Origin of the sequence: Ralstonia flatus, from assembly GCF_958439105.1 — a bacterium.
Taxonomy (GTDB): domain Bacteria; phylum Pseudomonadota; class Gammaproteobacteria; order Burkholderiales; family Burkholderiaceae; genus Ralstonia; species Ralstonia flatus.
In genome coordinates this window covers 234264-244311 of sequence record NZ_CAUDLI010000011.1, presented here as the reverse complement: position 1 = coordinate 244311, position 10048 = coordinate 234264, and the positions used below count along the sequence as shown (strand labels likewise).

At 63.9% G+C, this 10048-nt stretch carries 9 protein-coding genes; 7 read left to right on the top strand and 2 right to left on the bottom strand.

The features are described 5' to 3' along the window. Positions 1 to 299 precede the first annotated feature (299 nt). Together R2676_RS22605 and R2676_RS22600 are read right to left on the bottom strand one after the other, a co-directional pair. Positions 300 to 1160 (bottom strand): CHAD domain-containing protein, encoded by an 861-nt coding sequence (locus R2676_RS22605; RefSeq protein WP_206272495.1) that lies wholly within the window; start codon positions 1158 to 1160, stop codon positions 300 to 302. A gap of 109 nt (positions 1161 to 1269) precedes the next feature. Next, complete coding sequence (locus R2676_RS22600) at positions 1270 to 2109, bottom strand: DeoR/GlpR family DNA-binding transcription regulator (RefSeq protein WP_458646511.1); 840 nt, start codon at positions 2107 to 2109, stop codon at positions 1270 to 1272. 77 nt (positions 2110 to 2186) lie between these two features. Here R2676_RS22600 and glpD point away from each other — a divergent pair, with 77 nt between their 5' ends. From glpD to R2676_RS22565, 7 genes are all read left to right on the top strand, one after another. Next, positions 2187 to 3764, top strand: a complete 1578-nt coding sequence (glpD, locus tag R2676_RS22595; protein ID WP_206272497.1) for a glycerol-3-phosphate dehydrogenase — start codon at positions 2187 to 2189, stop codon at positions 3762 to 3764. Between the two features lie 67 nt (positions 3765 to 3831). Beyond that, positions 3832 to 4950 (top strand): ABC transporter ATP-binding protein, encoded by a 1119-nt coding sequence (locus R2676_RS22590; protein ID WP_206272498.1) that lies wholly within the window; start codon positions 3832 to 3834, stop codon positions 4948 to 4950. Next, positions 4937 to 6034, top strand: coding sequence for an ABC transporter ATP-binding protein (locus R2676_RS22585; RefSeq protein WP_206272499.1), 1098 nt, complete (start codon positions 4937 to 4939; stop codon positions 6032 to 6034). The genes R2676_RS22590 and R2676_RS22585 overlap by 14 nt, the downstream gene beginning before the upstream one ends. Then, on the top strand, positions 6031 to 6921 hold the full coding sequence (locus R2676_RS22580; protein ID WP_004637132.1) for a carbohydrate ABC transporter permease: 891 nt from the start codon (positions 6031 to 6033) through the stop codon (positions 6919 to 6921). Before R2676_RS22585 ends, R2676_RS22580 begins: the two co-directional genes overlap by 4 nt. Then, entirely contained in the window at positions 6914 to 7744 is an 831-nt protein-coding gene (locus R2676_RS22575; protein ID WP_206272500.1) for a carbohydrate ABC transporter permease, read from the top strand. Before R2676_RS22580 ends, R2676_RS22575 begins: the two co-directional genes overlap by 8 nt. A 22-nt stretch (positions 7745 to 7766) precedes the next feature. Next, positions 7767 to 8048, top strand: coding sequence for a DUF2160 domain-containing protein (locus R2676_RS22570; RefSeq protein WP_027680526.1), 282 nt, complete (start codon positions 7767 to 7769; stop codon positions 8046 to 8048). Positions 8049 to 8220: 172 nt separating this feature from the next. Next, complete coding sequence (locus tag R2676_RS22565; RefSeq protein WP_027680525.1) at positions 8221 to 9966, top strand: ABC transporter substrate-binding protein; 1746 nt, start codon at positions 8221 to 8223, stop codon at positions 9964 to 9966. The last annotated feature ends 82 nt before the right edge of the window (positions 9967 to 10048 follow it).

Sequence of the window (10048 nt, the reverse complement as noted above, 5' to 3'; positions counted from 1 at the left end):
TCGCTGCGTTGTCTGCAGCAGAGAAACGAGATTATGCAGAGCTTTTTCGTCGCTGTCAACAACTCGTCGAAGAATTTTTATCCGTCAACTCGCTGCCAACTACCACTCGATCTACCGCCGATCACCTACCACCCAATCGACCGCAAACCCGCTCCACACCTGCTTCTCCACCACTCAACTCCACCACCGCCACTTGCGTTTCGGCGCTGTGTTTTGCAGCGAGGGGCGAACTATAGGCGGGTTTCTCGAACGGCGCAAGCCCTTTCTTTTCATAGGGTCTTTTCTGCACTTTTTGCGGGTTACCGAGCTGGAAGGGACCGCACCCAGCGCAGTTCCTTGGCAGCTCGCTGACGCGCGCTCTCAGCGCGCTTGTGAAAGGCGCTCACGATGGACAGCGGGGGCGACGCCTTGAGGAGGTCTGCGACGCAAGCAAGCGAGACACTCGCATCGTGCACCTCGCCCAAGGCGTCCTGGAGTTTGCGCAAATGCCTCCGGTAGCGCTTGGCTACGTGGGCGCCGAGCGCCGGGTAGAAGGCTTCATATAGATAGCGCCACTGTTTGGCGGCGATGCGGGCTCGATGCAGACGCGACGCAGGCGAACGCCTCGGGTGACGCCCGCGGCGGATCAGCTTCTTTCGAAGCGCCTGAGCGCGCGCATGGGCAAAGCGGCGATGCCGCTCCGGCTCCTCTTCTATATGAAAGGCCGCGACCGCCTCTTCCAGCTCGAGCAGCGTTCCGCGCACATCCGGCGACGCCAGCTCGGCGTGCAGTTCCTCCCAAGCGCGGTTCCGGGCCTCTTTGGATTTGATAACTGCGGCCTCCAGCCAAGCCTGGCCCGCCTCGTCACTGTCGAGGAGCGACTTCCGGACAGACGGAAGCCAATCGGAAAGCAGCACGTCCCACTCGCGCACGGGGCCGGTCGATGCGGCAAGCGCCCGCAGGCGAGGCTTCCACTGATCGACAAAGCTCGTGGGCAAAACCGGCGCAAAGGTCACCCAGGCTGAACGCAGTCGGCGCAGGGTGACACGGAACTGGTGAAGATCTTCGTTACTGGGATCGGGCGCCGCCAGCTTGGCAAGTGCCTGGCGCAGAGCGGCAATGTGTTCAGTAACGATGCCCGCGAAGATCGAGAGGATTGCCGCATGTGAGTGCTTGCTCACGATGCTCTCCGTGTGACGAGTCTGAATGACAGGGAGGCACGCAAGGTGCGCGCCTTGTCATTTCACTGTAGTCGAGCGGGCGAAGACTGGAGAAAAGCGGGATCAAACATCAGCGCGTTTCGCTGGCGACGATCACCTCGACCTCGGCGGCGCGGAGAACCTCGGCCATCGGCTCGGGCACGGGGACGTCGGTGAAGAACTTGTCGATCTGCGAGACATGGCCCAGACGGACAACAGCGCGGCGGCCGAACTTCGAGTGATCGGCCACGAGCCAGACTTCGCGGGACTGCTCGATGATGGACTGGGCGACGCGCACTTCACGGTAGTCGTAATCGAGCAGCGTGCCGTCTTCGTCGATGCTGGAGACGCCGATGATGCCGATGTCGACACGGAACTGCTTCATGAAGTCGATCGTGGCCTCGCCGACGATGCCCCGGTCGCGGTTGCGCACGAGGCCGCCGGCGACGATGACCTCCGCGTCCGGGCTGCCGGAGAGGATCGACGCGACGTTCAGATTATTGGTGATGACACGCAAGCCCCGGGGCCCGTTCTGGCCGACCAGCGCCTTGGACACCTCTTCGGTGGTCGTTCCAATATTGATGATGAGCGAGCGGCCGGGCTCGACGTGGCGTGCAACGACCTCGGCGATGCGCCGTTTGGCGTCGATGTGCAGGACCTGGCGCTGGTCGTAGTCGATGTTTTCGACCGACGACGGCAGGCCGACGCCGCCGTGGTAGCGCGCGAGCAGGCGCTCGTCTTCGAGCTGGCGGATATCGCGACGGATGGTTTGCGTCGTGACGCCGAGCACGCGGGCAAGCGCGTCGACAGAGGCATCGCCGTGCTGGCGGACGTATTCGAGGATCTGGCGGTGTCGCGGAAGCATCAAGTCACGAAATGAACATAAACGAACATATGTGAGCGGATTAGGCGATTCCCTATGTTGCTTTATTTTCGCCCTTCACTAAACTATCCGCCAACGCGTCACTATTCGCAAGGAAAGGCGCGAAAATCAACAGATTCCAACCCATGCAACTCACTGACGCGTCGCATCTGGACTGTGATCTGCTGGTGGTCGGAGGCGGCATCAACGGCGTGGGTATCGCGCGTGATGCCGTGGGCCGTGGCCTGTCGGTGGTCTTGTGTGAAAAGGACGACCTGGCCCAGCACACCTCTTCGGCCTCGACCAAGCTGATCCACGGCGGGCTGCGGTACCTCGAATATTACGAATTCAGCCTGGTGCGCAAGGCGCTGCAGGAGCGCGAGGTGCTGCTTCGCATGGCGCCGCACATCATGTGGCCGCTGCGATTCGTGATGCCGCACGATGCCGCGCAACGCCCGGCGTGGATGATCCGCGCAGGCCTCTTCCTGTATGACCACCTCGCGCGTCGGCGCTTTCTGCCGGGTTCCGAGTCGATCAAGCTGGCGCGGCATCCGGCCGGCAAGCCGCTCAAGGCCGGCTACACGCGCGGTTTCGTCTATTCCGACGGCTGGGTGGACGACGCCCGCCTGGTCGTGCTCAACGCCCGCGACGCGGCGGACCGCGGCGCCCACATCCTGACCCGCACACGCTGCCTGAATGCCGAACGACGCGCCGACGGCTGGCACGCCTCGCTGGCGGGCCCGGACGGCATCCGCTCGGTGCGCGCCAAGGCGATCGTCAATGCAGCGGGCCCGTGGGCGGCGGAATTCGCCCGCTCTGCGCACGCGCTGCCGAGCACGCGCGGCCTGCGGCTGATCAAGGGCAGCCACATCGTGGTGCGGAGGATGTTCGATCACCCGTTCGCCTATATCTTCCAGAACCCGGACGGGCGGATCGTCTTTGCGATCCCGTATCAGAACGATTTCACCCTGATCGGCACGACGGATCTGGAATACAAGGGTTCGGTGGACCAGGTGGCCATCGACGCCGGCGAAATCCAGTATCTGTGCGAAATGGCCAGCCGCTATTTCACCCAGCAGCTGACGCCGGCCGACGTGGTGTGGAGCTACTCGGGCGTGCGGCCGCTGCTGGACGACAGCGCCGCCAACGCCTCGGCCATCACGCGCGATTACCTGGTCGAATGCGAGACCGGCGCCGACGGCGCGAGCGCGCCGCTCATCAACGTGTGGGGCGGCAAGATCACGACCTATCGCAAGCTGGCCGAAGAAGCGCTGGACCAACTGGCCCCGCATCTGCCGCTGGCCGGCAAGCCTTCGTGGACGGCCACCGCGTCGCTGCCAGGCGGCGATCTGGAAGCGCCGGGCCAGCTGGTTGCCGAATACACCTTCGATGACTTTGTGACGCGCCTGCAAAAACGTTTGCCGTGGCTGCCGACCCAGCTGGCGATGCGCTATGCGCACCAGTACGGCACCCGCGTGAACACGCTGCTGGCTGGCGCCACGCGACTGGAAGAGTTGGGCGCCGAAGTGACACCCGGCTTGTATGAAGCCGAAATCCGTTACCTGATCGAACATGAATGGGCCCGCACGGCGCAGGACATCCTGTGGCGGCGGACCAAGCTGGGGCTGCACGCCAGCGATGCCGACCGCAGCCGGCTGGAAGGCTGGCTGGCGCGGCATCTGCCGGAAGGCCAGACCGCTCCAGTTGCGGAACGGGCGCCCTGAAGCACCAGGGGCTGGGCGCCCGAACCAAGACATCAAGAAATCAAAGCAGTAAGACGGGAGACATCAATTGATTCTGGAACTGGACCAGGTTACGGCCATGGTCGGGGCGCAGACGCATCTGTACCCGACCAGCCTGCGGCTGGCGCCCGGCGCCATCAATGTGCTGCTCGGGCCGACGCAAGCCGGCAAGACCACGTTGATGCGCATCATGGCCGGGCTGGACCGGCCGACCACCGGCCGCGTACTGGTCGACGGCAAGGACGTGACGGGCGTGGGAGTGCGCGATCGCAATCTGGCGATGGTGTACCAGCAATTCATCAACTACCCGGCGATGACGGTGTACGACAACATCGCCTCGCCGCTGCGCCTGCAGGGCACCAACAAGGGCGAGATCGATACGCGCGTGCGTGCCGTCGCCTCCAAGCTGCACATCGACCACCTGCTGCAGCGCCTGCCGGCCGAGCTGTCCGGTGGGCAGCAGCAACGCTGCGCGCTGGCGCGGGCGCTGGTCAAGCGGGCACCGCTGGTGCTGCTGGACGAGCCGCTCGTCAACCTCGACTACAAGCTGCGCGAGGAACTCCGCGCCGAACTGGCATCGCTCTTTGCCGATGGCGGCACGACCGTCGTGTACGCCACCACCGAGCCGCAGGAAGCGCTGCTGCTGGGCGGCCACACCGTCGTCATGCATGAAGGCCGCGTGCTGCAAGACGGCCCGACGCTCGACATGTACGAAGTGCCGGTGTCGGTCAATGCGGCGGCCATCTTCAACGACCCGCCGATGAACGTGCTGGACGCCACCGTGGTGGAAGGCAACCGCATCCGCCTGCCGCAAGGCATCGACGTTGCGTGGACGCGTCCGCTGCCGATGGCGGCCGGCACGCCCTGCCGCATCGGCCTGCGTCCGAGCCACATCCGCCTATCGCCGCGCAACGGTGGCGCGGTCGCCCTGCCGGGCACGGTGGAACTGGCCGAGCTGTCGGGTTCTGAAACGTATCTGCACGTGCGGGCGCACGCCGTTGGCCAGTCGAACACCATCGGCTTGGTCGCGCAGTTGCCGGGGGTGCATCAGTTCGAACTGGGCGCGGCGCTGGACGTGTTTGTCGATCCGGCTGAACTGTTCCTGTTCGACGAAGCGGGCAAGCTGGTGAGCGCGCCCAAGCAGGGAGGCGCACATGGCACGCATTGAATTCCGCAACCTGGGACACAGCTACCGCCCCAATCCGCAAAGCCTGTCGGACTACGCGCTGCAGCCGATGAACATGACGTGGCGCGACGGCGGTGCCTATGCACTGCTCGGCCCGTCGGGCTGCGGCAAGTCGACGCTGTTGAACATCATCTCGGGGCTGCTGACGCCGTCCGAAGGCCAAGTGCTCTTCGACGACCGCGACGTCACGCACGCCAGTCCGCGCGAGCGCAACATCGCGCAGGTGTTCCAGTTCCCGGTCATCTACGACACGATGACCGTGTTCGACAACCTCGCCTTCCCGCTGCGCAATCGCAAGACGCCGGAAGCCGAAGTGAAGAAGCGCGTGGAGGAAGTGGCCGAGATCCTCGAGCTGCAGCATGCGCTCAAGCGCCGCGCCTCTGGTCTGGCGGCCGACGCCAAGCAGAAGATTTCGCTGGGCCGCGGCCTGGTGCGCAAGGACGTGGCGGCCATCCTGTTCGACGAGCCGCTCACCGTCATCGATCCGCACCTGAAGTGGCAACTGCGTCGCCAGCTCAAGAAGATTCACCAGCAGCTCAAGCTCACGCTGATCTACGTGACGCACGACCAGGTGGAAGCACTGACCTTTGCCGACGAGGTGGTCGTCATGACCGAAGGCAAGGTCGTGCAGCAAGGCGGGCCGGAAGCGCTGTTCGAGCGGCCGGACCATACCTTCGTCGGCTACTTCATCGGCAGCCCGGGCATGAACCTCTACCCGGTGACGGTGGATGGCGACGTGATTGCGCTGGGTGATCAGCGCCTGTCGGTGGGCCGCGACACGCTCGCCACACTCAAGAACGCCAACGGGTCGCTCAAGCTCGGCATCCGCCCGGAGTTCGTCCAGCTGGCCACACCGGGGGAAGTCGGGACCGTGGCAGCCAACGTGCACCAGGTGCAGCAACTCGGTACGCACCAGTTGCTGACCGCAAGCCTGGGCGAGGCCGGCGGCCTGCCCATCAAGGCGAAGCTGCCGAACGAAGTGAGCGTGACCGAATCGCGCGTGTGGCTGCGCCTGGATGCGCCGCAGACGCTGTATTACAGCAATGACGAGAGGATCGGCCGATGAACAAGCCGCTCAACAACAAGGCGTGGTTCCTGATCCTGCCGGTGTTCCTGTGCGTGGCGTTCTCCGCCATCCTGCCGCTGATGACGGTGGTGAACTACTCGGTGCAGGACATCATCAGCCCCGAGCAGCACGTGTTCGTGGGCGTCGACTGGTTCCGCCAGATCCTGCGTGACGGCGATCTTCAGGACGCCCTCACCCGCCAGCTGATCTTCTCGCTGTGCGTGCTGGCGGTGGAGATTCCGCTGGGCATCGGCCTGGCGCTGTCGATGCCCTCGAAGGGCTGGAAGGCGTCGGCTGCGCTGGTGGTGCTCGCCATGCCGCTGCTGATTCCCTGGAACGTGGTCGGAACGATCTGGCAGATCTTCGGGCGCTCCGATATCGGCCTGGCCGGCTATTGGCTCAACCAGATGGGCATCGACTACAACTACACGTCGCACTCGTTCGATGCGTGGATCACCGTGCTGATCATGGACGTGTGGCACTGGACGCCGCTGGTGGCGCTGCTGGCCTATGCCGGCCTGCGGTCGATTCCGGATGCGTTCTACCAGGCCGCCGAAATTGACGGCGCCAGCCGCCTGGCCGTGTTCCGCTACATCCAGCTGCCGAAGATGCGCGGCGTGCTGATGATCGGCGTGCTGCTGCGCTTCATGGACAGCTTCATGATCTACACCGAGCCGTTTGTCCTGACCGGCGGCGGCCCCGGCAATGCCACGACGTTCCTGTCGCAGTACCTCACGCAGAAGGCGGTTGGTCAGTTCGACCTGGGCCCGGCGGCGGCATTCTCGATCGTGTACTTCCTCATCATCCTGCTGTTCTGCTTCGTCCTCTACAACTGGATGCAGCGCATGGGCAGCGCCAGCACGGCCGTGGGAGACGACCATGCGTAAGAACAACAACAACGAGCACAAGCGCAAGATCGCCCGCGCGATCACGCTGGCGGTGTATGTGGCGTTTGCCGTGCTGCCGCTGTACTGGATGCTGAGCATGTCGCTCAAGACCAACGAGGAGACGCTGGCCGGCTTCTCGATCTGGCCGAAGCTCGTCACGTTCGACAACTACAAGATCATCTTCACCGACCCGTCGTGGTACTGGGGTTACATCAACTCCATCATCTACGTGACGATGAACACGGTGCTCTCGACCGTGGTGGCGCTGCCGGCGGCCTATGCCTTTTCGCGCTACCGCTTCCTGGGCGACAAGCACATGTTCTTCTGGCTGCTGACGAACCGCATGACGCCGCCCGCGGTGTTCCTGCTGCCGTTCTTCCAGCTGTATTCGACGGTCGGCCTGATGGACACGCACCTGGGCGTGGCGCTGGCGCACATGCTGTTCAACGTGCCGCTGGCGGTGTGGATTCTCGAAGGCTTCATGTCCGGCATCCCGCGCGAGATCGACGAGACGGCCTACATCGACGGCTACAGCTTCCCCAAGTTCTTCCTGAAGATCTTCCTGCCGCTCATCAAGGCCGGCGTGGGCGTGACGGCATTCTTCTGCTTCATGTTCAGCTGGGTGGAATTGCTGCTCGCGCGCACGCTCACCTCGGTCGACGCCAAACCCATCACGGCGGTGATGACGCGCACGGTGTCGGCCTCGGGCATGGACTGGGGTGTGCTGGCCGCAGCGGGTGTGCTGACGATCATTCCCGGTGCGCTGGTGATCTGGTTTGTGCGGAACTACATCGCGAAGGGTTTCGCGATGGGCCGCGTCTAAAACAAGAACGGGAGACACAGCCATGTTCAGCTGGATGGCCTGGACGCCCGAAGTGGCGATCTTCTTCGGCTGCATCGCCTTGATGCTGGCCAGCATGACGGTCTGGGAGGTGGTTCGGCCCACGGTGGAGCGCAAGGGCTTCCTGCCCATTGCCACCACGCGCGGCGACCGCCTCTTCATCGGCCTGCTGACCGCGGCCTATATCAACTTGGCGTGGGTTGGGCTCACGTCGGAAGAGACGAGCGCCTGGGGCGGCTTCATCGCCTCGATGGTGGTGCTGGTGATCGTGATGTGGCGCGGCTGACGCGCCATCGGTGCACTTGAATTTGCAGGTCCGGAGGCATCGGCACGGGTTGATGCCTCCACGCCCAAATTGACGTACGGGCACAGGCATTCCACCACGCTCCCCGCGTCGGAATGCCGGATGTTTTCGCTGCGGGGAGAACAACAAGCTAACCAAGCACGAGGAGATACCGATGAAAACATCCTGGCGCATGACGCTTCAGATCAGTGCCATTGCACTGGCGAGCGCCCTGGCAGTCGGCGCAGCACACGCCGGCGAGGCCGAAGCCAAGAAGTGGATCAGCAGCGAATTCCAGCCCAGCACGCTGTCGCAAGACAAGCAGATGGCGGAAATGAAGTGGTTCATCGACGCCGCGGCCAAGCTCAAGGCCAAGGGCGTGACCGAGATCCACGTCGTGTCGGAAACGCTCGACACGCATGCCTATGAATCGAAGACGCTGGCCAAGGCCTTCGAAGAGATCACCGGCATCAAGGTCAAGCACGACATCATGCAGGAAGGCGATGTCGTCGAAAAACTGCAAACCTCGATGCAATCCGGCAAGAGCATCTATGACGGCTGGATCTCCGACTCCGACCTGATCGGCACGCACTATCGTTACGGCGTGATCATGCCGCTGTCCGACTACATGTCGGGCGAAGGCAAGGAGTTCACCAACCCCGGCCTGGACCTGAAGGATTTCATCGGCACCAGCTTCACCACTGCGTCCGACGGCAAGCTGTATCAGCTGCCCGACCAGCAGTTCGCCAACCTGTACTGGTTCCGCGCCGACTGGTTCGCCCGCAAGGACCTGCAGGACAAGTTCAAGGCCAAGTACGGCTACGACCTGGGCGTGCCCGTCAACTGGACGGCCTATGAAGACATTGCCAACTTCTTCACCAACGACGTGAAGGAGCTGGACGGCAAGCGCGTCTACGGCCACATGGATTACGGCAAGAAGGACCCGTCGCTGGGCTGGCGCTTCACCGACGCCTGGCTGTCGATGGCAGGCTCCGCCGACAAGGGCATCCCGAACGGCCTGCCGGTCGACGAATGGGGCATTCGTGTCGACGAGAAGGACAAGTGCACCCCGGTGGGCGCATCGGTCTCGCGCGGCGGCGCCACCAACAGCCCGGCCGCCGTGTACGCCCTCACCAAGTACATCGACTGGATGAAGAAGTACGCCCCGCCCGAAGCGACCGGCATGACCTTCAACGAAGCCGGTCCGGTGCCCGCACAAGGCCACATCGCCCAGCAAGTGTTCTGGTACAGCGCCTTCACCGCGCCGATGACCAAGCCGGGCCCGGTCGTGAACGCCGACGGCTCGCCGAAGTGGCGCATGGCCCCGTCGCCGCACGGCCCGTACTGGAAGGACGGCATGCAGAACGGCTACCAGGACGTCGGCTCGTGGACGTTCTTCAAGTCCACCCCGTTCGAGCGCCGCTCGGCCGCGTGGCTGTACGCGCAGTTCGTCACGTCGAAGACCGTGTCGCTCAAGAAGTCCATCACCGGCCTCACGTTCATTCGTGACTCCGATATCCACAGCGACTACTTCACCAAGAACGCAGCCAAGTACGGCGGCCTGATCGAGTTCTACCGCAGCCCGGCCCGCGTGGCCTGGACGCCGACCGGCAACAACGTGCCCGACTATCCGAAGCTGGCACAGCTCTGGTGGAAGAACGTCGCCACGGCTGTCACGGGCGAGAAGACGCCGCAAGGCGCGATGGACAACCTGGCCAAGGAAATGGACCAGGTGATGGGCCGCCTGCAGCGCGCGGGCATGAAGAACTGCGCGCCAAAGCTGAACCCGGAAAGCGATCCGTCGAAGTGGCTGTCGACCGAACACGCCCCGTGGAAGAAGCTCGACAACGAGCGTCCGAAGGGTGAGACGGTGGCCTACGACAAGCTGCTCGCAGCCTGGAAGGCCGGCAAGGTCCGTTAATTCGCATGCCCGCCGGTCGACCAACCATCGGCCGGCGGGCTACCATGCCTGCTTCCGTTTTACCCACCGCCGGGCAGGTTCA